This window comes from Nitratifractor salsuginis DSM 16511, from assembly GCF_000186245.1.
Classification (GTDB): domain Bacteria; phylum Campylobacterota; class Campylobacteria; order Campylobacterales; family Sulfurovaceae; genus Nitratifractor; species Nitratifractor salsuginis.
The window spans coordinates 2,005,951-2,031,698 of sequence record NC_014935.1 but is presented as its reverse complement, the minus strand read 5'-3'; the positions used below and the strand labels follow the sequence as shown (position 1 = coordinate 2,031,698).

Sequence of the window (25,748 nt, the reverse complement as noted above, 5' to 3'; positions counted from 1 at the left end):
AGGTTTACCCCTCAGCAGAGGGTAGGGGCAGGTGCTCGGGTTCGATCCCTTGGAGGCTGAGGTAGGGGCGGATCTTTGGAGGGATATTCAAGAGGCGGCAGCGCTCCCGAAAGGCTTTCTCCATCGTTACATCGTCGTGATAGGGGGCGATGAAGAGGAGATCCCCCCGTCGTTCCACCGCCCAGCGCCTGCCCAGAACCAGAGAAGAGTGTTGGCGCAGAAGCTCCCGCTCTTTATAGCTCGGAAGATAGCTCAATTTTTTGAGGGTCTCCGCGGTCGCCAGGGGGATGAGCGAAGGGACTGAAACTTGGAGGATGCGCAGGAGCTTTTCCCGGTAGAGCTCCCGGTAGCCTCGGCGTAGGTAGGCGGCGTCCTCCGCCAGATAGTCGAAGCTCCGGGCGATGCCGGAGGCGTGGCGGCGGACCAGCGGTTCCAGGAGCGGGCGCAGGCGGTTGCGCTCGTAGGTGTCGGAGGCGTTGCTGCTGTCCTCGAACCATTCGACCCCCCGTGAGCGCAGATAGTGCTCCAGCTCGTACTTTGGAGTCTCCAGCAGGGGGCGGATGAGCCGATAGGGGGTGCCTGAAGCGGTGAAACGCTTCGCAACCGCCTCCATCCCCGCCAGCTCCACCGTTCCCGCCCCGCGGATCAACCGCATCATCATCCACTCCAGACGGTCGTTGAGCTGATGGGCGGTCAGGAGATTCTCATAACCGTGCTCATCGATGAGGGATTCGAAAAAGTCGTAGCGAAAGCGCCGTGCCTCGGCTTCGAAATTGCTACGGAACCCGGGAGCGTGAGCGACAAAAATCCGCCGCTTGTCTCTTCGGGCCAACTCCCTCGCCGCCGCTTCCTCCTCCTCCGCTTCGGGCCGCACGCCGTAATTGACCAGGGCGATGTCGAAGGGGATGTCAGACTCTTTGAGGAGGTGGTAGAGAGCGGTGGAGTCCAGGCCGTGGGAGAAAGCGAGTAAATTGTTTTTATTAATGAGTAACCGAGTAACCGAGTAACCGAGTAACCGATCGGTGGGGGAATTTTTCATCTATTTTTCAGTGTGTTTGATTGTTTTGGTACTTGAGACCAGAATTTTCAGGAGTTCCGTGATTTCCGGTTTGATGCTTTGATACATTTTGTCATCCAAATAGTCCGACTTCCAAAGAAGTTCCAACCAATAGTCCGTTTCATAGGCTTCTTTAAGAGCAATGGAGAGTTTATGGAGAAAATCAGGCTTGGATTGAGCAAATTTGGCTTCGCGGACCAGTGCCCCGATCGCCGTTCCGCTACGGATTACCTGTTTGGCCAGCTCATATTCCTGATGAGTTTCCCTCAAATATTTGGACAATTTCACAATGCGTATCGCAAAGTGAAAACTTTTCCGGCTCAACGGATCATCGACTGGATATTCAGTTACTCGGTTACTCATTACTCGGTTACTCGGTTACTCGGTTAGCGGAGTTTCGAGCGAAGCGAGCAAATACTCCCCCGCCTTTTCAGTGATCTTTCCTTGGTAGAGCCCTCCGATCTTCACGTCGAGATCGTTGGTGTCGTTGACCAGGACTTCGCCGTCGATCTCGGGGGCCCAGAGTAGGGGGCGGGCGGAGAGGAGGTATTCGTGCTCCTGGCTGGGGCCGTCGATGGCAAGGCGGCAGCGGCGTCCAATCATCCTCTCCAGAGAGGCGTCCCGGGAGCGCTGGGCGATCTCTCCCAGGATCTCGGTGCGCCGGGTGATGACCTCTTCGGGGAGCTGCTCCATTTCGTAAGCGGCGGTCTCTTCCTCGTTGGAGTAGGCGAAGACGTTGATCCGGTCGAAGCCGAAGCTTTCCAGGAAGTCGCAGAGTTTTCGGAAACTCTCTTCACTCTCTCCCGGATGGCCGGCGATGACGGAGGTGCGCACGAAGCTTCCTTCTTTGGAGCGCATCGCCTCCAAAAGCTCCCGGGTTTTGGCTTCGCCGAAGCCCCGCTTCATTGTCTTGAGCACCCGGTCGTCGATGTGCTGAATGGGCATATCGTAGTAGGTCTGGAAGACGGGGGAGTCGGCAATGGCGTCGATGAGCTCGAAGCTGGTGGTGCTTGGATAGAGGTAGAGGATCCGGGCGCTGCGAACACCGGGGATCTGCTCCATGTGGCGGATGAGGTCGATGAGCCCGTCTCTCATCCCCAGGTCCCGCCCGTAGCTGGAGCTGTCCTGGGAGATGAAACTGAAATCGTAAAAGCCCTTGGCGGTCAGGGCCGAGACTTCGGCGACGATGGAGTCGAGGGTGCGGGACTGGAGCCGCCCTTTGAAGGAGGGGATGGCGCAAAAGGAGCAGTTTTGGTTGCACCCCTCGGCGATCTTGATGTAGGCGTGGTAGTTGGAGCCGGTGATGAGCCGGGGGGATTTTTCGGTGGCCAGGTAGACCTGGGGGCTGAAGGTGCTCTGCTTTTGGCGGATCAGCTCGTCGATGCGTTCATAATCCCCGACACCGGTGAAGATATCGATCTCGGGCATCTCCTTTTGGAGCTGCTCCTTGTAGCGCTCGCTGAGGCAGCCGCTCATCACCAGCAGAGAGTCCTCTTTGCGCCGCTCGTGCAGATCCAGGACCGTGGCGATCGATTCTTCCTTGGCCGCTTCGATGAAGCCGCAGGTGTTGACGATGATCACATCGGCTTCGGCAGGCTCGTCGCTGAGTTCATAGTCGGCCAGCTTGCCCAGCATCACTTCGCTGTCGACCAGGTTTTTGGTGCAGCCGAGGCTGACGAGATGGAGTTTTTTTGACATCGTTTTTCTCTTTTCGGGGTTTGGGGGATTATAACATTATGAATAACCGAGTAACCGAGCAACCGAGTAATGAGTAACCGAATAATTGAGAATAGGAAATGGAGAATGGAGAATTTTGGATTTTGGATAGGGGAATGCGCTTGAATTTTTCCTAATGTCTTAATGCCCAATGCCCTAATGCCCCAAATCCAATTTCTATCCAATGACCGATTCTCTTGCGACTTGAGGGCCGCAGGCCCGAGCATACGATTTGCAACGCCTAGTAGACCTCTCTTCTATGGGCGATGCGGATGATGGTGATGAGCAGGAGTTGCCCCTCTTTGTAGTAGATGATGCGGTAGTTTCCGGCACGTTTTCTAAATTTGCCTTTATGTTTGCCCTGGAGGGCTTTGTCCCCCCGGAAATTGCCTTTTTGAAGATCGAGGATCTTTGCGGCGATAAGCTTTCGGGTCTCGGGATCGAGTTTGAGAAACTCCTTTTCGGCCCGTTTTTCAAAGGCGACGGCGAACATTAAAACTCGATCCCGGCTTTTTTGAAGACCTCCTCTATAGAGACCACTTCGCTTTTGCCTTTTTTCAGATCGTCGATTCTTCGATCAGCGACCATCTCATCGAGACGATCGAAATAGAGTTCGATCGCTTTTTCCACCAAAGAGGTTCGGGTCTTGTTCAATTCGTGGGCATACTCATCCAGCTGTTCCAGCATCTCCTCTTCGAGACGGATATTGACGGCTTTTTTCATTAGCGAGCCCCTTGCTGCTATTTTGTATATACAATTGTAGTGCAAAGAAGTCAAATAATCAACTGAATCAACCGAGTAAGCGAATAATTGAGAATTGAGAATATGAAGGCTTCATTGGGGCTATGCAAAACTCTTGGCACGCAGTATAAACGAACCCAATGCCCTAATGCCCAATGCCCTAATGCCCCAAATCCAATATCTACCCAATGACTAATGATCAATGGCTAATGACCAAATAACTTGCGACTATCTTCTGCTTCCCAGCAAATGATGGAGAAAGAGGATCTGGGCGAAGAGGGGGGCAAAGATGTTGAGGAGGGGAATGTAGTTGAACAAAGCGGCGATGAGGGCGATGAGGCGGGATTTTTTGGTCTGGCGTTTGAGTTCGGCGGGATCGGAAATAAAGAGGGAGCCCACATCGTAGACCGTCGGTTCACGCAAGAGAATCGACCAGAGCCAGAGCATCCAGAGCTGCCCCAACACGGGAACGAAGATCAGGGGCAGGGTGAAGAGGAAGAGGAGCAGAAAGACGACGCTGGCTTTGAGGGTGTAGTAAAGGGAGCGATGAATGGCGGGGCTGCCCACGGGCTTCACGCCGTAGTCCCGCTCGGCCAGGCGGATAAGAATTTTCTCACTATACAGGGAAGTGAGGATGGAGATGGTAATGATGATGAGCATATAGCCCAGGGCCAGGGCAGCAAGAGCGGCTCCCGTGGCCTGGAACCAGGCCCAATGGCCGACAAGGGGGATCATCGTAAGATAGGAGGCGACAAAATGCTCGAAGGGCTTCCAGAGCAGGCCCAGCACCAGAAGCCAGAAGAGGAAGCTGCCCAATCCCACTTTGAGAATGAAGCCCAGGACCATCGGGCTGAGGATGTCCCGGAAGGTTTTGGCGAGGGTTTGGGAGAAGTTCATAATAAACCTTTTTATATAGGGTTAATGGTTAATAGTGAATGATTAAGGATGGCATTTTTTCAAAATGCTTCTTTAACCATTCACCAAAATAGTAGTGCAGGCTATTTTCTATAATTCCTCATAAATTCTACATACCGTCTGGCCGAGGCGTAGAGCTCGGCGACCTCTTCGTCGCTGAGCTGGCGGACCACTTTGGCGGGGGAGCCCAGGATCAGGGAACGGGGCGGGAAGATTTTGCCCCCCGTTACCAGGGCTCCGGCTCCGACGATCGATTCTCGGCCGATGATGGCGCCGTCGAGGATCGTGGCGCTCATCCCGATGAGGCAGGCATCTTCGACGGTGCAGCCGTGGAGCATCACCCTGTGGCCCACGGTGACGTCATCACCGATGATCGTGGGGTGGCCGTCGCTCTTGTCGGGATTTTTGTAGTGGGTGACGTGGATCATACTGAGGTCCTGGATATTGCTTCGCGCGCCGATACGGATGCGGTGCACATCACCCCGAACCACACAGCCGAACCAGATCGAAGCATCTTCCCCCAGCTCCACATCGCCGATCACCGTGGCCCCCGGAGCGATCCAGCTTCCGGCTCCAAGTTTGGGGCTCATTCCCTGATATTCCAAGATTCGAGGCATTTTGTTTCCTTTCCTTTCTTTTCGTGTTACGTGCTAAGTGTTACGAATTTAATATTCGGTTACTCGGTTATTCGGTTACTCATTACTCGGTTGCTCGGTTATTCTCAGCTCTCCTTGAGCAGTTTCTCCGCCAGCCGTTTGACATAGTTGTTGCCTTTGCTGTTGTTGTGTTTGCGGGTCCGTTCGTAGAGTTTGTTGACATATTTCTCCAGCAGTTCCTGGGAATTGACGGGGCGCTCTCCCTCTTTGGGATGGACTTCGACATAGTCGCCGTCACTCCGGAGTACCCAGCGCAGCTGGTTGTCGGCCAGCTGCAGGGTCAGGATCTGCTCGATACGCTCCGCCAGGGCCGGTTCGATGATAGGAGTCATCAGCTCGATGCGGCGGTCGAGGTTGCGGGGCATCAGATCGGCGCTGGAGATGTAACAGCCCACTTCGTCGTGTTTGAACCAGTAGATACGGGGGTGCTCCAGGTATTTGCCGATGATGGAGGAGACAGTGATATTCTCGCTGACCCCCTCGACCCCGGGCCGCAGGCAACAGATCCCCCGAATGATCAGTTCGATGCGGCAGCCCTTCTGCGATGCTTTGTAGAGGGCGCGGATGATCTCGGGATGGGCCAGGGAGTTGGCTTTGAGGATCATATGCCCCTCGCTGCCGTACTCCGCTTCTTTTTCGATCAGTTTGAGAAGCTTGGGCTTGATCTGGTTGGGCGACATATAGAGGGTCTGGAGCTTGGCGTAGGCGGAGAAGCCGGTGAGGAAGTGGAAAAAGCGTGTCGCGTCGTTGTTGAACTCTTTGCGGGCGGTGAAGTAGCTGATGTCGGTGTAGATCTTGGCGGTGCCGGGGTTGTAGTTGCCGGTGGCAAGGTGGAGATAGCTTTTCAGTTGACCGTTCTTCCTCTTGATCACTTGGGCGATCTTGGCATGGACTTTGAGGCCGGGGATACCGTAGACCACGTGGGCGCCCGCCTCTTCCAGCTTCTTGGCCCAGCGCAGGTTGTTCTCTTCGTCGAAGCGGGCTTTGAGCTCTACCAGTACCGTCACTTGCTTGCCATCCAGGGCAGCGTCGATAAGGGCTTTGACGATGGGGGATTTGGCACCGACGCGGTAGAGAGTCATCCGGATCGCCAGAGTATCGGGATCGGCGGCGGCCTGCTGGATGAACTTCACTACCGGCTCGAAGCTCTCGTAGGGATGATAAAGGATGCTGTCCTGGGCTTCGATGGCGCTGAAGACCTCTTCCCGGTCGAAGGGGGGCAGGGTTTTGGGGGTGTATCCCGGTAGGAGCAGATGGGCCAGGGATTTGTCACCCACGATCTGCCAGAGGGCTCCCAGGTTGAGGGGGATGGATCGGTAGTAGTAGATGTCGCCTTCTTCTACCCGTAGATGGCTGTTGAGAAACTCCACCAGGTCTGGATCGGCATCGCCGGTGAGCTCCAGACGGATGATCTGGCCTTTGTTGCGGCTGCGCAGCCCCTCCTCCATCATCTCCAGGAAATCGTCGGCCTCCTCCTCTTCGATGGCCAGGTCGGCATTGCGCGTGACCCGGAAGGGGGTGCTGGCCACTTCGGTGTAGCCGGGGAAAAGGTCGCCGATGAAGTGCTCGACGACGCTTTCGATGGGGACGAAGGTGTGATCGGCCTTGAGGAAGCGGGGGAGCAGCCGGGGGATGCGCACCAACCCGTGCTTGAGGTTGCCCTCCCGGTCCTGGAGCTTGACCGCCAGGGCGAAGCTGAGGTTGTTGAGGTGGGGGAAAGGGTGGGTGGCGTCGATGGCGATGGGGATGATGACGGGGTAGATCTCTTCGTAGAAGGCTTCACGCATCTTCTCCCGGGTGGCGGCATCCAAGGCATCGAAGGGGCGGATATGGACTCCTTCCTCTTCCAGTTCGGCGGTGATGGTGGTGTAGCGCTCTTCGAGTTCCTGCTTCTCCCGGTGGAGATAGTCTCGGATGGCCTGGAGCTGCTCCGCGGGGGTGAGGCGGTCGGGTCCGGTCTCCTGGATCCCCGCCTTGTAGAGGGAGATCAGCCCGGCGACACGGACCATATAGAATTCATCCAGGTTGGTCCCGTAGATGGCGATGAATTTGAGGCGCTCCAGGGGCGGAAGCTGGGATTTGCGGGTTTGGGCCAGGACCCGGGTGTTGAACTGAAGCCAGGAGAGTTCCCGGTTGATATAGAGGGAAGGGTCTTTCAAATCGAGGGACATAGTTACTCCGAAAATTAGGAATTAGAAATTAGTCGTTAGGAATTATTTGGATTATATCATCTCTCTCAAAATGCAGCGTTTTACGCTGCCCCATAATTTCTCATTTCTATTTTCTCATTATTTAGAGCTTCTTGATCTTGGCAATCTCATCCCTTAGCCTGGCCGCCTCTTCAAAATCAAGCTTTTTCGCTGCTGAGAGCATCTTGGCCTTGAGCTCTTTGACGATGCGCTGGCGTTCGGCTTTGGGCATCTTGTCCGTTTTGGAGTGGCGGTTGTAGAGTTCGCCCGGTTCGGCCACCTTCAGGTCGGTGTCGAGTTCCCGGACGGTGGTTTTGGGGGTGATGCCGTGTTTTTGGTTGTATTCGATCTGCTTTTGGCGCCGGGCCCGGGTAGTTTCGATACAGGCTTGCATCGAGGGGGTGATCCGCTTGGCGTACATCAGCACCTTGCCGTGGACATTTCTCGCTGCCCGGCCTGCGGTCTGGATGAGGGCGGTTTCGCTGCGCAAAAAGCCCTCTTTGTCGGCATCGAGGATCGCCACCAGGCTCACTTCGGGGAGGTCGAGCCCTTCGCGGAGCAGGTTGATCCCCACCAAGACATCAAACTCTCCCAGACGCAGGGAGCGGATGATCTGGTTGCGCTCGATGGCATCCAGGTCGGAGTGCATATATTTCACCCGCAGGCCCAGGTCGTTGTAGTAGGTGGTGAGCTCCTCGGCCATCTTTTTGGTCAGCACCGTCACCAGGACCCGCTCGCCCCGTGTCGTGACCTCCTTGATCCGGTCGTGGAGGTGGGCGACCTGGTTTTCGCTGTCGATCACTTCGATCTCCGGGTCCAGCAGCCCCGTCGGGCGCACCACCTGCTCGGCGATGACGGCGGAGTGCTCCGTCTCCCACTCTCCCGGTGTGGCGGAGACGAAGAGGTAGGCGGGGGCTTTGTCGATGTACTCTTCGAATTTCAGGGGGCGGTTATCCAGGGCGCTGGGGAGGCGGAAACCGTACTCCACCAACACCTCCTTGCGGCTGCGGTCCCCGGCGTACATCCCACGAAACTGCGGCAGGCTCACGTGGGACTCATCCACCATCACCAGATAATCCCTGTGCATCGCTTCGAAATAATCCAGCAGGGAATAGGGGGTCTCGCCCGGCTTCTTGCCCGTCAGGTGGCGTGAGTAGTTCTCGATCCCCTTGCAGACGCCGGTGGTCTCCAGCATCTCCAGGTCGAATTCGGTACGCTGTTTGAGGCGGTTGTACTCCACCATCCGGCCCTCTCGCTCATAGAATTTCAGTCGCTCGCCCAGCTCCTCTTCGATGCTCTTGATGGCCCGGACCATCTTCTCCCTGCCCACGATGAACTGGTTGGCGCTGTAGAGGGTGAACTCCTTGAGCTCGTGGACCTTCTCTCCCGTCAGGGCGTCGAAACCGATGATCGCTTCCACCTCGTCGCCGAAGAATTCGATCCGATAGGCCAGCTCTTCGCTGTAGGCGGGGTAGATGTCGATCGCTTCCCCGCTGACCCGGAAATCCCCTCGGTCAAAGAAGTCGTCGTTGCGCTTGTAGCCCATCTCCACGAATTTGAGCAGGAGTTCGCGTTGGTTGTACTCTTCGCCCACGACGATCTTCTGGACGATGCTGCGGTACTCCTCAGGGCTTCCCAGGCCGTAGTTGGCACTGACAGAGGCGATGACGATGACGTCGTCGTGGCTCAGCAGGCTGGCCGTGGCGCTCAGACGTAGCCGTTCCAGCTCGGCGTTGACGGAGCTGTCTTTTTCGATGAAGAGGTCCTGGCGGGGAATGTAGGCTTCAGGCTGGTAGTAGTCGTAGTAGCTGATGAAATATTCGACGTGGTTGTTCGGAAAGAAGCTTTTGAATTCGCTGTAGAGCTGGGCCGCCAGAGTCTTGTTGTGGGTCATGATGAGGGTGGGGCGCTGGGTCTTCTCGATGATCCGTGCCATAGTGTGGGTTTTACCCGATCCGGTGACACCCAGCAGGGTCTGATAGCGGTTGCCGGCTTCGATGGAAGCGGCCAGTTTCTCGATGGCTTCGGGCTGGTCGCCGGCGGGCTGATAAGGTGCCTGGACTTTGAATTTGGGCATGGATCTCTCTTTCCTGTCTTTCCTGGGGGATAACGCTCTTTTGTAATAATTTGATATTATATCGGAAGCAATCAACCATCGAAAAAAGGATGAAACTGTGACCGCATTGGATAAACTGAAAGAAAAAGTAGAAGGCTGGAAGAGCCGCATCACCGAGTTGGAAGCGGAGAACGAGGCGCTGCGCGGTGCCAACCGGGATTTGACGACACAACTGGAGCAGTGCCGTGAGGGAAGTAGCCAGGAGCTCGAAGCCCTCAAAGCCGAGCGCCAAACCCTGGCCGGCCAGCTTGAGGCCAAGGAGGAGACCATCACGGCGCTCCGGGCCGAATTGGAAGCCAAAGATGCCGAGATCGAGGCGATCATCGCCAAGGTCGAAGCTCTTCTGGAATAAGGAATATCGATGAGAGATCTTACCCTGACTGTCAACGGCCTGCGCTTCAAGGCCAAAAACCTCGACGATGAATTTGCCGCATACGTGGAGAAACTTTTGGAGGAATCGGGTGTCCAGACCAACCGGGACAATCCGGCAGAGAAGCTCTTTCTCGCCTATCTGCGCCTCGCGGCTCAATCCTACAACTACGAAAAAGAGATCGAAGAGATCATCAGCGGTGAATAATCCGGATTCACCCTTTATTGGTTAAGCGTTTCCAGAAACTTTCACACTCTTCCCCGTCTTCTTTTGTCTTTTCTTCGGTGATCAGCTCTATATCTTTTGTCAAGTCATCCAGCTTTTTCAAAAGCAGTGAATCCATTCTTTCTTTGGCCCGATGAGCACCTTCAGCGGCGGTATTGGGCATGAGAATCATAAACTCGGTATCCGCAATCCGGCACACAGTATCGCTGAGACGTGTATCTTCCTTCAAGACTGTCTCGACTTCTAGAATAGCGTCGGCGAGTTTTTCCATATTGTGTCTGTTTTTCTCCTTCACATTGATATGCATACCGGAGAGTGGACGTCCTGTGCGTTCTGACTGTGCGCATAGATGTTTGAAATTCTGATGACAGTATTCACGGTCCTGAAGTTCTTCCCTCGGAGATTGGATGACATACCTACAGACTTGACAGTGCATGTAGTATCTTATGAAATAGACCAGCAGGAGGAAAAGGCCGAGGCTGAGGGCGATGAAGACAAAGAAGAGGTTTCGAATCCGATCCAGGGTGAGTGTATTGGTCCGTTCTATAGCAAAAGTAAGTTCATGTGCACGGGACCAACACTCCAAAGCCTTGGAACTTTCCGGTTTGGAAGAGAGTTCGTGCCAGCAGGAGAGGAGGTTTTGGAAATCTTTCCAGGGTGTGGAGGGACCGACATAGAGCTTCAACTTTTCCTGTTTGCGGTACCATGGTTCGATTGTTCGAAAGTTTTTCTCGATTGCCGACCGAAGCCGCTTACGTTGGGACGCCTCCTGTGTTAAAGTGAGTGCGAGCATCATTGCTCCGTTTTCCGATGTTTTTCGAACGACCGCCTCTCCCTCACCGACAGAGTTTATCTGGTGATAGAGAAAATAGAGAGCTGCCGGTGTCAAAAGTATCCCGATATAGAGTAGCCAGGTGATACGATAGGCTGACCAGATACTATGATTCTTTTTCATAGAGTAGAACTCCTTGTTAGCTAAAGTCGAGTGTAATTATTGCACGATTAACGTTCCACGAAGCGGAATTGGAAATCTGCTGGTGTCGATCAGGCTGCGGAGCCGGTCGCATTGACTGTTCGTTGTCGTGCCGTTGGCTTCGATCACCAAAGTTTCCGTATTCCCTCCCTGATCCTCGATTTTAAGCATAAGACACCTATTGATTCCCCCCCACTGGATATCCAGTTCCGGTTTACCAGCTATCTGTGTAGCATCTCCTTCATTGATTAGTTCCTTTACACTATATGACATCTGAGAAAGATTTGATTCTGTTCTACCTTTAGTGACAGCATAAGCGGCGATGTCTTCTGCCGCTATCATTATATTATGTGCGATGGTAGACATCAGTGCGTCATTTCGAGTTGCGGCTAGTTTGGGAATGGCTACTGCTGCCAAAATTCCGATAGTTACGAGCACAAAAACCAGCTCTATAATACTAAAGCCGTTTCTTAGGTGTGTATGACTGCCCAACTCCCGCCTCCGTTCTCTTAAAATATTAGAATATTCTTTTTATACTAATTATAGTAAACATAATTTAAAATAGTTTTATTTTAATAGTATTTTGTCAAAATATTTTTATAGACTAAAATTAACTTAAGTATATTTCCTGTAGAATTGTATGTGTGAGAGTATGAATTTCTCACGGATTTTATTTAAGGAGTTCTCTATGAGACGCGGATTTACCATGATCGAATTGATCTTTGTGATCGTAATTATCGGAATTTTGGCAGCAGTAGCCATTCCCAAATTGGCAGCGACAAGAGATGATGCAAAAGACGCCAAAATCAAATCAAATGTTGCGACGTGTTTGCAGGATGCTGTTTCGCTATATACTTCCAGAGGTACCACACCAGCCACTGGTATCAGTGATGCATGTGGATCGGGAGTCAGCGTCACCCCCAGCGGTGATGTAGTAACTGTAGCAGGTACACTGTCTGATGGTACAACTTATCAGATGAGCGCTACCTATAAGGGTGTCGGCGTTAGCTATTAAATTCTAAAACGTTGATATGCTTTCTCACGTGAGAAAGCATATCTGTCTTTACTTTCTTCAATATTCTTTTTTCTTTCTTAATTATTATAAGGCAAGGTTTTCTTTATACCACAAGTGTAATTTCCACCACTAAGCTGCCGTAACCCTTTTGAGAACTGTCCAAAGAAGACCTCGTAAGGTGTTTTGAACCCCAAGGCTTTTCGTGGATGATGATTGAGCCGATCCTGGATAATAGCCAATTCCCTTTTGCTTACACTGAGGAGTTATCTTTCCTTGGGAAGATACTGTCAGATGAGGCCATTGGTGTGTTCATTGAGCCCCCTCTCCCAAGAATGATAAGGATTGGCTAAATAAAAAATCGGCTTCAAGCTCTTCGACTATGATGCTATTTTTGGCAAATTCTTTACCATTGTCACTGGTAATAGTGTACGTTAGAGCTTTAAGAGATTTAAGTAGTTTAAAGATTAGCTGTCAGGTTTCACCACGTTGTTGAAACCAGAGAGCAGTGTGTCAGCTTTGAACATCTCAGGAGATTTCCTAAAGATATCAGATTCCAGGTTATACCAATAGCACAATGCTTCAAGTATACTGACCCCCAGCCCGACTGCACAATGTATAATGCGAGGGATACAGGAGTGACAGTATGGAAAAAGAGGCTAATGAGATCAAACGCTTTACCGCCAGGAAAAAGGCAAGTATCGTGATGGATATATTCCAGGGAAAGACCAGTATCGCCGAGGTTTCCCGTAAGTACGATCTGACACCTGCCACCATTGAAGAGTGGATGGAAGAGGCCCGTCTGGGAATGGAGAATCAGTTGCGGGCACGCCCCAAAGATATCGCAGCCCAATACGAGGAGAAGATCAAGGAGATGAAAGCGGTCATCGGTGAGCTGACCCTGGAGAATATCGCCTTAAAAAAGTACGACGCTCTGTTCGGAGAAGAGAAGATGTGATGCGGGTTCAGAGCGAAATGAGAGAGGAAGGGCATCCCATCAGCATCACGAAACTCTGCGGTCTGTTTGGAATCCCTCGTAGGAGCTTTTATTACAAACCGATCGAAAGAACTCCGAGAGTGGACGAAGAGCGTGTACGAAAGGTTCAAGAGAAGATCGAGGAGTTTCCTACCTACGGCTATCGGCGTCTGGCTCTACTGCTGGGGATGAACAAGAAAGCGGTTCAGCGGATTCTACAGCTCAAAGGCTGGCAGGTGAGAAAACGAGCAAAAGGCCACAGGCCAAGGGCCAAAATGATGCCCTCACGCTCACAATATCCCAATCAAAGATGGGCCATCGATATGACCAGAGTCTGGAGTGCCGAGGGAGGATGGGGAACCCTGGCTTGTGTCATTGATACCTGTACCCGGGAGATCGTAGGGTGGAGACTGTCAAAAAGCGGCAAAGCCAAAACGGCGGAAGCGGCTTTGCAAGAGGGATTGATCTATCGATTTGGCCAACTTAAGCGGCTGGGGAAGCCTATAGTTCTTCGAAGTGACAATGAGCTTGTCTTCAGCAGCAAGTCGTTTGCCAAAACGGTCAAAGACTACAATTTCACCCAGGAGTTCATCACTCCCTACACTCCGGAACAGAACGGTATGATCGAACGATTCTTTAGAACCATCAAGGAGGAGTGCATCTGGCACCACAATTTCAAGGCCAACCGGATCATCGGAGACTGGATCGACTTCTACAACAGGGAACGGAAGCATTCGGCGCTGCGATACAAAACACCGGCAGAGGTGTTCCGTTTAGCGGCTTAGGTGTGCAGGAATGGAGGGGTCATTACATACTTACAAAGAAATCAATGTTAGCTATTGACTTTTTGGGCGGCAAGGTAATCTGTACAGATAGATGTCCCAGGAATCTTTGGCCCCTTTGATATAAACTATCTGCTTAAGAAGATTTAGATCTATTTTATAAGAGGATATAAGGTACTTTGCACCGAGATTACAAATTGAAGCTATGTTAAAGGAAGGCTTATGGACTACGACTCCTTTTACAATTTTGTAGGTATCAAGCTGATTGGGCATTGACATGATATAGGCCTTACTTCCCCATCTATCAAATTTATTGCCTTTTTTGATCTTAGAGAGGTATTCCTCTATAACTTTACGGAACTTATGCTTGTATGCCAGGGGATAGTTGGTTACATAGCCATCAATAGTGTAAAATCCATTATAGAGTGCAACTGCCGGCTCGATACCGTAACTTACAACTCTTGCTTTGCTATGAGGAGGAAGGTGTTTTTTCAGTTTTTCAAAAACACTTGGTTCATAATAGCTTTCAAAAGTTGCAAACTTATTGAGTGAACGATTAGAATACTCTTTACTGTTAAAAGCCAAAAAGAGTTGAGCGATTATAAAAAGCCAGAGGAACGCTGTACTGTACTCAAGCCTTTTGCGAATCTGATCGATCGAGAGTGCTAGTAGGACTCCCCAGATCAAAGGTTGAACGAAAGCGGCTCTACTGACATTGAGGGTTTTTAAAATTGGAAAGTATTCCTGCAGTGACTCAGCACATGAACAGAACATAATAAAAGTCAACACTCCAAAAAGTATTTGCAATAAAAAAAGTACAGGAACGATTTTTGGACCTTTGGTCAAAAGATACACCAAAAGAGCGAATATTGTCAGGAGTGGTATCGTGTAAAGTTGCGTAAGGAGATATGTCCAGGTATCTGTAACGAAACCTATGAGCACTGTCAGCCATATTATCATTGATTCGACTCGTGAAAAACGCCGCTTTCCCAAGGAAAGAAACATACCTAATAAAATAATTGGGATGACATAAGGCATGCTTAGATCGACTAAGTGCTGTGGGTGACCATTGAGAAAGAAGACATGTCCTTTACGAAAGGCTTCAAGAGGATCATAGGAAAAAAAGATATGAAATTCCTGACGATGGGATACAAATTTATGGTCAAAAAAACTCAACAATACTAGTCTATATTCTACCAAAAGGAACAAAATCCCCATTAAAACAATGGCAGAGAAAAATCTCCAGTTTATTTTCCTATTTACAACACTATCCCAAAGACAATATATGCCGGCCATCGCGATATAAAACATATAAATAAAGATAAAACTACTATATAAAGGTAATAAAACAAGTAGTAGCCAATCCCATTTGGTATCGACACCTTTTTTTATATCGATCAAGCTCATTGTGACGAGAGGAAGTAAGGGGATGCTTAGACCTTCTGGTGAGAAAAAAGGTAAGGTACCATAATAGAGTGCTCCCGCTAAAATTGTGAGCCGGGCAATGTGGCTTCTCTCCGTAATGACATATTTTGACAGTAGTAGATACATAGAAACATAGGCGACAATATGTATCAAAACTTGATTGATAATATAGGCTGTCTTTGGATTGAAAAGGTAGTTCAGCCACAAGAGCACATTGAATTCACTCCCATAGACAGCTCTGGGGAGCCCATCCATCATATTTGGAACAATGGTATGATTGTTGGCAAATATCATGCCGCTATGCGCTAAAATCTTCAGTTGAGGTATCGTCGAATCAAGGATATCGAAAATGGAGATATAAAGAGGCTCTCTGCAAAGAGATAGGAGATAAAGCAATATGACAAAGAGTCCAAACCAGAAGTATCCATTTCCTTGAACAAAAAATATTCTAAAGGATTCTAATATTTTTTTCTCTTCGCTGCGCAGGGCATTGCCCAGTATAATCCAAACGGCTACCAAAAGTAAAAAAGGATTTAAAAGGGTTTCAATAGAAAGGAGACCTTTGTAGATGAAGTCAATAAATATGTAATTTTTTGGAACGATAAGAAATACAGAAGTAGCAAGAATGACATTTAAGTGCTTTGGTGAGAGTGATTTCGGGTTTTTTTGCGAGAATGGTATCAGTAAAAAAAACAGATAGGGCAACAAATGATATGTTGCAAATATGGATGAAGATAATGTGTAGATAGCCATCAGAAGAAATGCAAATTCATAATCAGTTAAGTATTTTTTTATTTTGGCATAGATAGTAAGTAAAATTGTCAAGAGTCCTACGCCAGAAATGACTTCATTAATCAACAAGAGTGTAGAGGGATCGACATTGATTTTCCATGCAATTAGTAACGTACGTATGGCTCCATAGAGTGAATTATTGAATAGAACACCAAGACTGCCAGTAACATACAGATGCATGTAATTTTTCAAGCCGGAGATGAAGTGCTCAAATGTGTAATAACTATTTATAGTGTGAGCACCCCATAGTGACAGAATAAAGATTATAAGAGCCAGCACTCCTGCCAGAATGGTATAACGCAAGGCGTTTTTTGGTGGAAGGACTAGGAAGAATGGGGCTAACAAGAGTGCATTGGGATGTAGGTTTATACTGATGGCCATTAGGAATGTCGCTAGAAATAAATACTTTCGTTGATGCAGAAGATAGAAAAAGAGTATTAAGGAAACTCCATTGAGAAATGCGAAGAGATTTCCTCTAGACAACACAAATAGCAAAGGATAACTCAAGAGACTCCCTGTGAAAATGACGATAAAGTCCTTTTTATTTCTGGAAAACACTGCGCTGATAGCGGCTAAAGTCAATATGACAAAGCTATAATAAAAAAGAAGCAACACTGTCGGTGAAGCACTTTTCTGAAGTATGAGGCTCAAGAGCCAGCCAACTAGATAGGAAAAGGGCGGCATGTGGGCATTATCCAAATGATGGTTTAGAAACCATCCTTCTTTAAATAGTTTATAATAATTTTGATAGATTGGATCCCAGTGGTTGACATTAAAAGTAATGGTGTGCGGCAAGTATCCCATCGCCATTTTGACAAGATCCGCATGCAAGTCACTGGCGTAAAACAAAAAAGTATTGAAAGGGAAAGGATTCCCATATGCGGAAGCAAGTGCGTTGAAAAGTGCATTGAGCGATACAAAAACATAGATGAAGAGAAAAGGAAGGTACCTCTTGTCTATGTTTAGAGTCATTATGAATTCATTTTGTCTCATATTCATCTTCATCTTCTTTGTCAAAATTGATCCGTTCTTTTTCGAAAACAAGAGGCCTATTGAGTACTTGTGTATAGATCATTCCGATGTATTCTCCAAGGATACCAATAAAAAACAGCAGTATGGAAAAGGCAAATGACGCACCGATGAGCAAAGGAGCGATTCCGAGACTCATCTGGTTCCAGTAAATTAGTTTGACGATCAGGTATCCCAGGCCGACAAAAAAACTTACGGTACCGGTAATCAGACTGAGAAATGTCGCAATTCTCAGCGGTACTTTCGAGTTATTGATGATACCCAGCATTGCCATATCATAAAGTGTATAAAAATTGTTTTTTGTTACACCATGCAGGCGGACAGGCTGATCGTAGGGTATCTTGGTAACCGTATATCCTACTTCAGCAATCATACCTCGGAAAAAGGGGTAAGGATCGTTCATCTGCCGTATCGCGTCCATCACTTTCCGGTCATAGAGTCCGAATCCCGTGAAGTTTTTATAGACAGGTACTTCAGAGAGGCGGTAGAGAAGATTATAATAAAGCTCCCTCACCTGAAACATCCATTTATTCTCGGCACTATCACGCTTGATGGCCAGCACGATATCCGATCCTGCCTCCCATTTGCGTATGAAATCCGCGATCATTTCGGGGGGATCCTGCAAATCGGCGACGATCGAGATGACTGCATCCCCATCCGCCAATTGCAATGCGTGCATCGGAGAACGGATATGGCCGAAATTTCTTGAATTGACGATGATCTTGATCCTTTTGTCCTTTTCGGCAATCTCTTTGAGAATGGCAACCGTTCGGTCTTCTGAAGCATTGTCGATAAAGATATGTTCGAAACTGTATTGAGGGAATTGTTCAAAGACTCTCCGAACCCTCTCTATAAGAATTGCTACATTCTCCTCTTCGTTGTAACAAGCTGTGACTATACTGATTTTCTTCATTTCTTTTTCCAAAATACAAAATATTTATTCAATAAAAAGGATATCACTGCCATAGGTGCAAGCAGCAGGGCCCCGGCAAGATACATATTTACACCTAAAAAGTCAAACACCGCCAAAAAAGCGATGCTGAGTAGATAAGTAATACCGTAAACGGCGAAAAAACGGACCATCAATCGGTAATCGTGGCAACCGAATACAATCTTTCCGATCGTATGAAAGTTAAACAATATGCCCAGAATAGTCGCCAAAAGTGACGCCAGTGCATAATGCAACCCCAAAAAAATGAAAAATGCGAACAGACCGTAACCTACTGCCGTATTGAGCACACCCACGGCTATAAAGCGGTGAAACTGTTTGTCAAACAGAAGCCGGCGCATCATATCCGCTGCAAAAATCCCGGATAGTACTGACCATATAATCAATCATCTCTTCGCTCATCCCGGGATAAACACCCAGCCAAAACGCGTCGTTCATCAGACGATCGGTATTCGCCAAATCTCCGACGATACGGTAATCTTTTCCTTCATCCAGAACATCGAACAGAGGTTGGCGGGTGATATTGCCCGCGAACAAATTGCGTGTCTGGATACGGTTCTTTTCCAGATACCCGACGATTTCATTACGCGTGAACGGCGTTTCCTCCCTTAAAATGATTAGAAAACCGAACCAGCTGGGATTGGCCTTGGGATAATGTTTCGGAAGAATAAAAAAATGCTCCAATCCTTGCAAGCCTTCTTTTAGGTGCGCGAAGTTTTTGCGCCGTGCCGCAGTAAAGCCGTCGAGCTTTTCAAGCTGTGCCACACCGACGGCAGCTTGCATATCGGTTGCCTTGAGATTATAACCGAAGTGACTGTAGACATACTTATGGTCATACCCTTTGGGGAGGGTGCCGAATTGCCGGGAGAAACGTGCGCCACAGGTGTTGTCCACACCGCTTTCGCACCAGCAGTCCCGCCCCCAGTCCCGTATGGAGAGCAGGATCTTTTTGAGCAGCGGGTTGTTTGTATAGACCGCGCCCCCTTCACCCATCGTCATATGGTGCGGCGGGTAAAAACTGCTGGTGCTGATATCGCCGAACGTTCCGGTTTTTTGAACGTTCCACTCCGAACCGAGCGCATCGCAATTGTCCTCGATTAGCCAAAGATTATATTTATTACAAAATGCCCTGACCTTTTCAATATTGAAAGGGTTGCCGAGAGTATGGGCGAGCATTACCGCTTTGGTCTTCTCGCTGCGTGCCGCTTCGAGCAAGGCGACATCGACATTGGCTGTTTCCAGCTCCACGTCAACAAAGACCGGAACCGCTCCGTATTGCACGATAGGTGCCACCGTTGTTGGAAAGGCGGCGGCGACGGTGATAACCTCGTCGCCTCGTTTTACTTGACGTTCCCTCAAGAGCGGTGAAGTCAATGCCATAAAAGCCAATAAGTTTGCCGAAGAGCCGGAATTGACAAGGAGGCTCCATCGTACACCGAGATAGTCGGCCAGTCTTTTTTCGAATGTTTTGGAGTAACGTCCGTATGTCAGCCAAAACTCCAAAGCACTATCGACCAGATTCACCATTTCCGCCTCATCAAAAACACGACCGGCGTAGTTGACGCGGCTTCGTCCTTTGTCAAAGGGTGCAATCAGTTTCGGGGCGTGTGCCAGACGGAAATAGGCTTTTGTCTTTTCCAGGATTTCATTTCTAAGCTGTTCCGTTTCGTTCATCTTGTCTCTTTCCATATCTTGTTACAGTGTTTGATAAAAGGATCTTCTCGCACCGTCTGTGTATCTAGCTCGGTGAGATGTTTGGAAAAATACTCATACATTTTGGTAATCGCCACCTTATGAGGTGTCACCGAAAATCCCTTCATCGCCTCCATAATTCTGCTGTTATCCGAAGTATATTCATTGTTAAGCCCTTTATGCAAAACCCTGACGGGAACCGTATTGTTCCCTACCTCGTTGACCATATTCGCCAGTGTCACCAGGTCAATTCCCGCTCCGCTTGTAGCGTTATAGACGGGAAAGTCGTGGGCATTGAAAAGAAAATGAGTGATCATACTGACAAGGTCCTCGATATAGAGATAATCAAAAACGACATTCTGATTGATCGTGATCGGCAATCCGAGAAGATTTTTAATGACGGCATTGGAAATGAATTTGAAACGGTAATCCTCCCTTTCGCCATAACAGCCGAAAATACGCAGATTGATCATATTGTCTGTCTTCTCGATATAGCGGGAGCATACTGATTTGTAAAATCCGTAATCGTCTTTGGGAAACGCGGCAAAAGCGTCTTCCTCCTTCGCCCGGACAATCGGCTTGTGTTTGCCATACTCCGCTCCGCTGCCGAGTTGGATAATTTTATCTACTTTGGGCATCTGCTTGGCAATGTTGAAAAACATACGAAGATTGTTATGAATAATATCTTCAAGGCCGATCGTATTGCGTCCGCCGCCTCTGTTCGCCGCGTGAACAATCATATCCGGCTTATGCACAGCAACGTATCTATCTACCGCCGATTCATTCGATACATCCAGCTCTTCGCGGTTCGGTGCCAACACGGTCATATCATCGCGTTTATCAAAAGCCTTCGCAAGAGAACTGCCGATAAATCCTGCAGCTCCGGTGATAAGAATCCTCATACTATATTTGCAAGCCGTTTTTCGAGCATTTCAATTCTTTTCTCATCTTCTATTTTGATTCGATGATAATAGCGCCGTTTACTTTTGAGCCACAACAGTTCAAATTCTACACCAGCATGCAATCCTTTTTCGAAATCCTTTATTGCATCTTTGTCGTATACGACTTTTCGTGTTTCATACTTATCGAGAAGTTCCATCTGCACCAGTCGCTTAATAAAGCTATGTGATTGTGCTGAGACGGCTCCGCCCAATGCACATTTCAGTCCTCTTTCCCGTGCACCTGTAAAAATCTCCTGACAGTACTCAAACATACTGTCACTATCTGCAAATGAACGGTCTCTCCCCATAGAGGCAGTGAAATCCACTCTTCCTACTGTAACACTTGACAGAAGATCGATATGTTCCAGTTGCAAGATGTCATCGAGATTTTTATAGGCAGTAATCGTTTCTAGGTTGACGGCAAATTCTATATCTTTGCGATTATCTTCCGGAACGAATGTCTCTATTAGATGCAGAAATTTGCTGACGGCAAATGGTGTCTCTGCCATGGGGGCCACTATGCCCCCAACGCCAAGAGTGATAGCACTGTAAACATCTGTAACGGCTTCTACCCCACCGATTTTTATTATAATGGGCAAATCTACTTTGCTTGTGATATCTTTCAAGCGCATCAGTTCTTCTTGGCGGCTTCCTTCGTTTTCATATTCCGCTTTGATCTCAAAAACGCCAAAATCGTTTTTCAATCGTTTCAGCACCTCGATCATTTCATATTCAAGTATATTCATCCCAACCTCTCTACAATCTGATTTGTAATTTCTAGTGTCAATCCCCGATGCCCTGTCAGAAAAGAGGCACATCCGTAATTGTTTGCCATGGCGATATCACTCTCTTCGCTGTCTCCGACTACACACATATCATCTGGAGTGAGAGTGAATTGCTCTGCGATAAGCTGTAACATATAAGATGAGGGCTTGCCGATTATTTTCACATCTGCGTTATGAGAGAGGGACCCCACTAAAGCTGAAACAAGTGCATTGATCCCCGGCCGCTTTTCCCCTCCTCCAATCGGAAAGTTTTTATCAAGATTACAGGTATAAATATTCACTCTATTCTTTTCAATTATCCCCATAGCTTCAGCTATATCTTTATAGCAAAAATCAGTTTTAAGTCCAACCACCACTGCCTGAGGTATGGAAGAACTATCAACACATATGACACCTTTTTCGTGCAATTCGCTACCCAGCCCTTTTGAGCCGAGCAAATAGACATTGTTTATCTTTGTATTATGAAGATGGACTGCCATTGCGTAAGATGAGGTATATATTTCATTCAAACTGTTTACGGGAAAACCCAAATCAACAAGCTTTTTTTTGATTTCCAGACGTGTCTTGGTGGAATTATTCGTCAAAAAAACCAAGCGATATCCCCGTTTTTTCAGTATTTCGCAAGCTGATACCGCTTCGGGGGCAGCCCTATCCCCGAAATAGAGTGTCCCATCCAAATCTAGAATGACTGTCTTATTCATCAACAGGCTCGATAATCATATTTTCGAAAAACTCTTTCCGGTCAAGGAAAGGGAACATGTCTTCAAGCGGTTTGGAGATCATCGTACCGTCAGGCTTGACTTCTGAAGAGAGTTTTGGCTCCATCTTTTCCGTCGGGGAAAGCATAACTTCGCAAATGACTGGCCCTTCAATCCTCAAAATATTTTCAAGTTGTCTGACAAGATCCAATTGTGTCTCGAGCCTAAATGCCCTAAATCCGTAGGCTTCAGCCAATTTGAGAGTGTCAGGGAAACTGACGCCGCTTGAAGCGTCTGATCCAACTTTGTGGCCTTTGAAAAAGTTGTTCTGGGTATTGCGAATCGAAATATAGCCCGCATTGTTGAGCACAAAGAGTTTGACCGGCAATCGATGATGTATGATCGTCTGCAGTTCTTGCAGGTTCATTTGCAGGCTGCCCTCTCCCGTGACACACACGATCTGCTTGCTCTTGCTTCCGAATGCCGCTCCGATGGCTGCAGGCAGATCGTATCCCATTGAAGCACATCCGGAGTTGACCACGACTTTCTGTTTCCCTTTCACTTTTAGGCTTTGATACGACGACACACAGGCCGTCCCGTTACCGAAAACAAACACTGTATCATCTGCCGTCATATCGGAAAGGAGATCGAAAAAATTATATGAGTCCACCGTATCGACGATTTTCTGACGTGTAGGTTCGATCGTTGGATAACGTTTTTTGTATGTCAAACATTTTTCGATCCACTTATCATATTTCGGCATATTTTCATTTTCAAAACGTTCAAGCATCGCTTCGATAAAAACCTTTGCATCAGCTTCGATGGGTACATCAATTTCCAATGTATGTTTTCTGAGTTCAGCCGGATCGATATCCACTGCAATTTTAATCGCTTCTCTGGCAAAAAACTCCCAGTTATAACTAATGGCACGTATATTCATACGTGCGCCGATAGCAAGTACCAAGTCGGCATTCTGTACCGTAAAGTTAGCCATTCTATGACCGACTGTTCCGTAGCGACCGAAAAATAGTGGATGTTCGGTCTTGACGATATCATAACGGGCAAAGGTGCCTACGACCGGAACCCCCAGTTTCTCAGCTAATTGTAAAAATTTTTCATTCGCGCCGGAAAGTGTGATGCCGTTGCCGGCAATGATCACAGGTCTTTCTGCCTGTTTCAAAAGGGACACGACCTCATCGACTTTGAGATCATACTCCGGGGGTGCCGGTGGAACGAATTGCTTTAGCCTCTTTTCATCGACGTTCGCTCCCTGAATATCGAGCGGAATATCTACCCACACCGGCCCCGGTCGACCGCTTTTGGCTTCATAAACCGCTTTTTGAAGATGATAGAGTATTTCATACTTGTCTGTTGCCATTACGGCATATTTTGTAATCGGTTTGACCACATCGATGATATTGATCTCCTGATCGCCCAATTGCCGCAGTTTCAACTCCGGCTGACTGGCAACGGTCGTTTCGAACTTGACTTGTCCGGAGATCGTTAATGTCGGTATCGAATCGACCCATGCCCCATACACACCCGTTATGGCGTTTGTGCCGCCCGGGCCGGTTGTCACCATAGCGACCCCGACTTTGTTCGTGACACGGGCATAGCCTTCCGCGGCGATGGCGCAAGCCTGTTCATGATGGTTACAGATATAGTTGAGTCTTTCATTCCTCCCGATTGAATCGATCAAGTGCATGTTTCCGCCGCCTGAAACCATAAAAATATCGTTGGCGATCTGCTCGTTTTCGGCCAGAAATTCTGCGACGATATCGCTGACTTTTTTTATGTGTCCATCCATTTTTTCAACTGCTCCCTCGATAAAATCTTTCCTGTTTCAATATACGCACGGTACCACTCTGCCGTCGCTATAACCGCCTCCTGGGCATGCCACCGGCCTCTCCAGTTCAGCAAGGTATGTGCTTTGGAACAGTCCAGCTTCAAGAGCCCCGCTTCATGCAAACGCGGCGTCTCTTTGGAAAAATTAAAACGGGTACGCTCCCATTCTTTCTCAAACAAGGAACACATCTCTTTGACTGTCAGGACATCTTCGTCGGACGGACCGAAGTTCCATGCATCGGCGAATTCACTTTGGCCTTCGAGCAGTTTCTGCCCTAGCAGCAGATATCCGCTGAGCGCATCGAGTACGTGCTGCCAAGGACGAGTTGCGTTCGGTGAACGAATGGTGACAGCTTCCTTCGCCGTTACGGCACGGACTATATCGGGTATCAATCTGTCTTCGCTCCAGTCGCCCCCACCGATAACGTTGCCCGCACGGCAGGTCGCCAACAATGTTTCATGTATTTTCCCATACTCGGCATTGTTAAAGTAGGAGCGGCGGTATGCGGCGCTGACAAGTTCCGCCGCTCCTTTACTGGCACTGTAGGGATCGTACCCTCCCATCGGATCGTTTTCGCGGTATCCCCAAACCCATTCGCGATTTTCGTAGCACTTGTCACTGGTGATATTGACAATCGCTCGCACGGATGGGGTTTGGCGGCAAGCTTCAAGCACATTGACCGTTCCCATCACATTCGTCTCAAAGGTCTCGACCGGTTCTCGGTACGAACGCCGCACCAACGGCTGGGCAGCAAGGTGAAAAATGATTTCAGGCTGAACATCTTTAATGAGTCGTTGCAGATGTGAAAAATCTCGTATATCGCCTTTGACACTGACCATATCTAGATCCAGCAGCGTCAAATGAGAGGGCTCAGTTTCCGGTGACAGTGCATAGCCTACCACATCGGCTCCCAAAGATTGTAGCCACAGGGAAAGCCAGGAACCTTTGAAACCCGTGTGCCCCGTCACTAATACCTTTTTGCCCCGGTAGGCCACCGAGAAATCAGTCATCCCAGACTTTCCACGGTGCTTTGCCTTCTTTCCACATTTGGTTAAGTTTTTGGTTGTCTCTTAATGTATCCATACATTGCCAAAATCCCATATGCTTATAAGCGGTAATTTCACCCTTTTGTGCCATCCTTTGCAAAGGTGCCTGCTCAAACACGCAACCGTCATTTTCGTCGAGATAGTCGAACAGCCCTGGTTCGCAGACGAAAAAACCACCGTTGATCCAACCTCCTTCACTACGCGGTTTCTCCACAAAAGCCTGTACGCTGTCGTCGGTTTTGATTTCGAGGTTCCCGAAACGCGCTTCAGGCTGAATCGCCGTCATTGTCAATGTTTTGCCATGTTTTCTATGAAATTCAACCGTCTTGGAGATATCGACATTGGAGACGCCGTCGCCATAGGTCAGCAGAAAAGTTTCATTTCCGATATGGCGCTGTGCCCGTTTGATACGGGATCCGGTCATTGCATCCAATCCGGTATCTACCAGTGTAACCCTCCATGGTTCGCTGTGGTTGTCATGTACTTGCATATGGTTGTTCTGCAGATCGATCGTAATATCACTTTGATGCAGAAAGTAATTGGCAAAATACTCTTTAATATAGTATCCTTTATACCCGAGCAGTATAACAAAATCATTGAATCCGTAATGTGAGTAAATTTTCATGATATGCCATAAAATGGGCTTGCCTCCAATCTGTACCATCGGCTTGGGTTTGACCTCTGTCTCCTCCGATATGCGGGTACCATATCCACCTGCCAGTATTACAACTTTCATTCTATGTATTATCTGTCCTTCCGCATTTTGACAATTATTGATTATTTTAGCGTATAATAAATAGAATGGAAAGACAAGGAG

At 48.6% G+C, this 25,748-nt stretch carries 26 protein-coding genes and 1 pseudogene; 5 read left to right on the top strand and 22 right to left on the bottom strand.

The window, feature by feature from the left end:
• Positions 1-4 precede the first annotated feature (4 nt).
• The 9 genes from tilS to uvrB all read right to left on the bottom strand — a co-directional run bounded on the left by tilS (position 5) and on the right by uvrB (position 9,351).
• Positions 5-1,039 carry a tRNA lysidine(34) synthetase TilS gene (gene tilS, locus NITSA_RS10360; RefSeq protein ID WP_013554983.1) on the bottom strand — a complete coding sequence of 345 codons (1,035 nt, stop codon included), beginning with the start codon at positions 1,037-1,039 and terminating at the stop codon, positions 5-7.
• The gene (locus NITSA_RS10355; RefSeq protein ID WP_013554982.1) at positions 1,040-1,420 is read right to left on the bottom strand and encodes a four helix bundle protein; all 381 of its coding nucleotides are present in this window, start codon (positions 1,418-1,420) and stop codon (positions 1,040-1,042) included. It abuts the gene before it with no gap.
• 15 nt (positions 1,421-1,435) lie between these two features.
• Positions 1,436-2,755 carry a 30S ribosomal protein S12 methylthiotransferase RimO gene (rimO, locus tag NITSA_RS10350; protein ID WP_013554981.1) on the bottom strand — a complete coding sequence of 440 codons (1,320 nt, stop codon included), beginning with the start codon at positions 2,753-2,755 and terminating at the stop codon, positions 1,436-1,438.
• Between the two features lie 259 nt (positions 2,756-3,014).
• On the bottom strand, positions 3,015-3,266 hold the full coding sequence (locus tag NITSA_RS10345; RefSeq protein WP_013554980.1) for a type II toxin-antitoxin system RelE family toxin: 252 nt from the start codon (positions 3,264-3,266) through the stop codon (positions 3,015-3,017).
• Positions 3,266-3,496, bottom strand: coding sequence for a ribbon-helix-helix protein, CopG family (locus NITSA_RS10340; protein WP_013554979.1), 231 nt, complete (start codon positions 3,494-3,496; stop codon positions 3,266-3,268). Before NITSA_RS10340 ends, NITSA_RS10345 begins: the two co-directional genes overlap by 1 nt.
• 246 nt (positions 3,497-3,742) lie before the next feature.
• Positions 3,743-4,411 carry an EI24 domain-containing protein gene (locus tag NITSA_RS10335; protein WP_013554978.1) on the bottom strand — a complete coding sequence of 223 codons (669 nt, stop codon included), beginning with the start codon at positions 4,409-4,411 and terminating at the stop codon, positions 3,743-3,745.
• A 101-nt stretch (positions 4,412-4,512) separates the two neighbouring features.
• Positions 4,513-5,046, bottom strand: coding sequence for a gamma carbonic anhydrase family protein (locus NITSA_RS10330; protein WP_013554977.1), 534 nt, complete (start codon positions 5,044-5,046; stop codon positions 4,513-4,515).
• Between the two features lie 104 nt (positions 5,047-5,150).
• Entirely contained in the window at positions 5,151-7,256 is a 2,106-nt protein-coding gene (locus NITSA_RS10325) for an RNA degradosome polyphosphate kinase (protein WP_013554976.1), read from the bottom strand.
• Positions 7,257-7,377: 121 nt separating this feature from the next.
• Positions 7,378-9,351: an excinuclease ABC subunit UvrB gene (gene uvrB / locus NITSA_RS10320; protein WP_013554975.1), complete on the bottom strand. Its 1,974-nt coding sequence runs from the start codon at positions 9,349-9,351 to the stop codon at positions 7,378-7,380.
• A 97-nt stretch (positions 9,352-9,448) separates the two neighbouring features.
• Between uvrB and NITSA_RS10315 the strand changes: the two genes are divergently transcribed.
• Both NITSA_RS10315 and NITSA_RS10310 read left to right on the top strand, forming a co-directional pair.
• Positions 9,449-9,742 carry a hypothetical protein gene (locus NITSA_RS10315; protein WP_013554974.1) on the top strand — a complete coding sequence of 98 codons (294 nt, stop codon included), beginning with the start codon at positions 9,449-9,451 and terminating at the stop codon, positions 9,740-9,742.
• 9 nt (positions 9,743-9,751) lie between these two features.
• Positions 9,752-9,967 (top strand): hypothetical protein, encoded by a 216-nt coding sequence (locus tag NITSA_RS10310; RefSeq protein WP_013554973.1) that lies wholly within the window; start codon positions 9,752-9,754, stop codon positions 9,965-9,967.
• A 7-nt stretch (positions 9,968-9,974) separates the two neighbouring features.
• On the opposite strand, the gene NITSA_RS10305 is transcribed toward NITSA_RS10310, so the two are convergent.
• Together NITSA_RS10305 and NITSA_RS11660 are read right to left on the bottom strand one after the other, a co-directional pair.
• Entirely contained in the window at positions 9,975-10,940 is a 966-nt protein-coding gene (locus NITSA_RS10305) for a GGDEF domain-containing protein (RefSeq protein WP_013554972.1), read from the bottom strand.
• A 36-nt stretch (positions 10,941-10,976) separates the two neighbouring features.
• Positions 10,977-11,450, bottom strand: a complete 474-nt coding sequence (locus tag NITSA_RS11660; protein WP_013554971.1) for a type II secretion system protein — start codon at positions 11,448-11,450, stop codon at positions 10,977-10,979.
• A gap of 196 nt (positions 11,451-11,646) precedes the next feature.
• Here NITSA_RS11660 and NITSA_RS11735 point away from each other — a divergent pair, with 196 nt between their 5' ends.
• Complete coding sequence (locus tag NITSA_RS11735) at positions 11,647-11,973, top strand: type II secretion system protein (RefSeq protein ID WP_013554970.1); 327 nt, start codon at positions 11,647-11,649, stop codon at positions 11,971-11,973.
• Between the two features lie 471 nt (positions 11,974-12,444).
• On the opposite strand, the pseudogene NITSA_RS11815 reads toward NITSA_RS11735, so the two are convergent.
• Positions 12,445-12,554: pseudogene (locus tag NITSA_RS11815) on the bottom strand (DDE-type integrase/transposase/recombinase); the annotation flags it as partial.
• 62 nt (positions 12,555-12,616) lie between these two features.
• Here NITSA_RS11815 and NITSA_RS10290 point away from each other — a divergent pair.
• Positions 12,617-12,928, top strand: a complete 312-nt coding sequence (locus NITSA_RS10290; protein WP_013554969.1) for a transposase — start codon at positions 12,617-12,619, stop codon at positions 12,926-12,928.
• Positions 12,928-13,731, top strand: a complete 804-nt coding sequence (locus NITSA_RS10285) for an IS3 family transposase (RefSeq protein ID WP_013554968.1) — start codon at positions 12,928-12,930, stop codon at positions 13,729-13,731. Before NITSA_RS10290 ends, NITSA_RS10285 begins: the two co-directional genes overlap by 1 nt.
• A 51-nt stretch (positions 13,732-13,782) precedes the next feature.
• On the opposite strand, the gene NITSA_RS10280 is transcribed toward NITSA_RS10285, so the two are convergent.
• The 10 genes from NITSA_RS10280 to rfbF are packed head-to-tail and all read right to left on the bottom strand — an operon-like array spanning position 13,783 to position 25,667.
• The gene (locus tag NITSA_RS10280) at positions 13,783-16,962 is read right to left on the bottom strand and encodes a DUF6044 family protein (protein ID WP_169308546.1); all 3,180 of its coding nucleotides are present in this window, start codon (positions 16,960-16,962) and stop codon (positions 13,783-13,785) included.
• Entirely contained in the window at positions 16,925-17,899 is a 975-nt protein-coding gene (locus NITSA_RS10275) for a glycosyltransferase family 2 protein (RefSeq protein WP_245526302.1), read from the bottom strand. Before NITSA_RS10275 ends, NITSA_RS10280 begins: the two co-directional genes overlap by 38 nt.
• Complete coding sequence (locus NITSA_RS10270) at positions 17,884-18,267, bottom strand: GtrA family protein (RefSeq protein ID WP_013554965.1); 384 nt, start codon at positions 18,265-18,267, stop codon at positions 17,884-17,886. Before NITSA_RS10270 ends, NITSA_RS10275 begins: the two co-directional genes overlap by 16 nt.
• Complete coding sequence (rfbH, locus tag NITSA_RS10265) at positions 18,245-19,597, bottom strand: lipopolysaccharide biosynthesis protein RfbH (protein WP_013554964.1); 1,353 nt, start codon at positions 19,595-19,597, stop codon at positions 18,245-18,247. Before rfbH ends, NITSA_RS10270 begins: the two co-directional genes overlap by 23 nt.
• Positions 19,594-20,517, bottom strand: a complete 924-nt coding sequence (locus tag NITSA_RS10260) for an NAD-dependent epimerase/dehydratase family protein (RefSeq protein WP_013554963.1) — start codon at positions 20,515-20,517, stop codon at positions 19,594-19,596. Before NITSA_RS10260 ends, rfbH begins: the two co-directional genes overlap by 4 nt.
• Positions 20,514-21,302 carry an aldolase/citrate lyase family protein gene (locus NITSA_RS10255; protein WP_013554962.1) on the bottom strand — a complete coding sequence of 263 codons (789 nt, stop codon included), beginning with the start codon at positions 21,300-21,302 and terminating at the stop codon, positions 20,514-20,516. The genes NITSA_RS10260 and NITSA_RS10255 overlap by 4 nt, the downstream gene beginning before the upstream one ends.
• Positions 21,299-22,042: an HAD-IIA family hydrolase gene (locus tag NITSA_RS10250; protein ID WP_013554961.1), complete on the bottom strand. Its 744-nt coding sequence runs from the start codon at positions 22,040-22,042 to the stop codon at positions 21,299-21,301. The genes NITSA_RS10255 and NITSA_RS10250 overlap by 4 nt, the downstream gene beginning before the upstream one ends.
• Positions 22,035-23,846, bottom strand: a complete 1,812-nt coding sequence (locus NITSA_RS10245; protein ID WP_013554960.1) for a thiamine pyrophosphate-binding protein — start codon at positions 23,844-23,846, stop codon at positions 22,035-22,037. The genes NITSA_RS10250 and NITSA_RS10245 overlap by 8 nt, the downstream gene beginning before the upstream one ends.
• Positions 23,831-24,895, bottom strand: coding sequence for a CDP-glucose 4,6-dehydratase (gene rfbG, locus NITSA_RS10240; protein WP_013554959.1), 1,065 nt, complete (start codon positions 24,893-24,895; stop codon positions 23,831-23,833). Before rfbG ends, NITSA_RS10245 begins: the two co-directional genes overlap by 16 nt.
• Positions 24,888-25,667 carry a glucose-1-phosphate cytidylyltransferase gene (rfbF, locus tag NITSA_RS10235; RefSeq protein ID WP_013554958.1) on the bottom strand — a complete coding sequence of 260 codons (780 nt, stop codon included), beginning with the start codon at positions 25,665-25,667 and terminating at the stop codon, positions 24,888-24,890. Before rfbF ends, rfbG begins: the two co-directional genes overlap by 8 nt.
• Positions 25,668-25,748 lie beyond the last annotated feature (81 nt).

Excerpts from the sequence above, each read along its gene's own strand:
- NITSA_RS11735 (WP_013554970.1), top strand. The coding sequence starts at position 11,647 with ATGAGACGCGGATTTACCATGATCGAATTGATCTTTGTGATCGTAATT.
- tilS (WP_013554983.1), bottom strand. The coding sequence starts at position 1,039 with ATGAAAAATTCCCCCACCGATCGGTTACTCGGTTACTCGGTTACTCGG.
- NITSA_RS10250 (WP_013554961.1), bottom strand. The coding sequence starts at position 22,042 with ATGAATAAGACAGTCATTCTAGATTTGGATGGGACACTCTATTTCGGG.
- NITSA_RS10330 (WP_013554977.1), bottom strand. The coding sequence starts at position 5,046 with ATGCCTCGAATCTTGGAATATCAGGGAATGAGCCCCAAACTTGGAGCC.
- NITSA_RS10355 (WP_013554982.1), bottom strand. The coding sequence starts at position 1,420 with ATGAGTAACCGAGTAACTGAATATCCAGTCGATGATCCGTTGAGCCGG.
- rimO (WP_013554981.1), bottom strand. The coding sequence starts at position 2,755 with ATGTCAAAAAAACTCCATCTCGTCAGCCTCGGCTGCACCAAAAACCTG.
- uvrB (WP_013554975.1), bottom strand. The coding sequence starts at position 9,351 with ATGCCCAAATTCAAAGTCCAGGCACCTTATCAGCCCGCCGGCGACCAG.
- NITSA_RS10285 (WP_013554968.1), top strand. The coding sequence starts at position 12,928 with ATGCGGGTTCAGAGCGAAATGAGAGAGGAAGGGCATCCCATCAGCATC.
- NITSA_RS10310 (WP_013554973.1), top strand. The coding sequence starts at position 9,752 with ATGAGAGATCTTACCCTGACTGTCAACGGCCTGCGCTTCAAGGCCAAA.
- NITSA_RS10335 (WP_013554978.1), bottom strand. The coding sequence starts at position 4,411 with ATGAACTTCTCCCAAACCCTCGCCAAAACCTTCCGGGACATCCTCAGC.
- rfbG (WP_013554959.1), bottom strand. The coding sequence starts at position 24,895 with ATGACTGATTTCTCGGTGGCCTACCGGGGCAAAAAGGTATTAGTGACG.
- NITSA_RS10325 (WP_013554976.1), bottom strand. The coding sequence starts at position 7,256 with ATGTCCCTCGATTTGAAAGACCCTTCCCTCTATATCAACCGGGAACTC.
- rfbF (WP_013554958.1), bottom strand. The coding sequence starts at position 25,667 with ATGAAAGTTGTAATACTGGCAGGTGGATATGGTACCCGCATATCGGAG.
- NITSA_RS10245 (WP_013554960.1), bottom strand. The coding sequence starts at position 23,846 with ATGGATGGACACATAAAAAAAGTCAGCGATATCGTCGCAGAATTTCTG.
- NITSA_RS10345 (WP_013554980.1), bottom strand. The coding sequence starts at position 3,266 with ATGTTCGCCGTCGCCTTTGAAAAACGGGCCGAAAAGGAGTTTCTCAAA.
- NITSA_RS10340 (WP_013554979.1), bottom strand. The coding sequence starts at position 3,496 with ATGAAAAAAGCCGTCAATATCCGTCTCGAAGAGGAGATGCTGGAACAG.
- NITSA_RS10260 (WP_013554963.1), bottom strand. The coding sequence starts at position 20,517 with ATGAGGATTCTTATCACCGGAGCTGCAGGATTTATCGGCAGTTCTCTT.
- NITSA_RS10290 (WP_013554969.1), top strand. The coding sequence starts at position 12,617 with ATGGAAAAAGAGGCTAATGAGATCAAACGCTTTACCGCCAGGAAAAAG.
- NITSA_RS10270 (WP_013554965.1), bottom strand. The coding sequence starts at position 18,267 with ATGATGCGCCGGCTTCTGTTTGACAAACAGTTTCACCGCTTTATAGCC.
- NITSA_RS10255 (WP_013554962.1), bottom strand. The coding sequence starts at position 21,302 with ATGAATATACTTGAATATGAAATGATCGAGGTGCTGAAACGATTGAAA.
- NITSA_RS10305 (WP_013554972.1), bottom strand. The coding sequence starts at position 10,940 with ATGAAAAAGAATCATAGTATCTGGTCAGCCTATCGTATCACCTGGCTA.
- rfbH (WP_013554964.1), bottom strand. The coding sequence starts at position 19,597 with ATGAACGAAACGGAACAGCTTAGAAATGAAATCCTGGAAAAGACAAAA.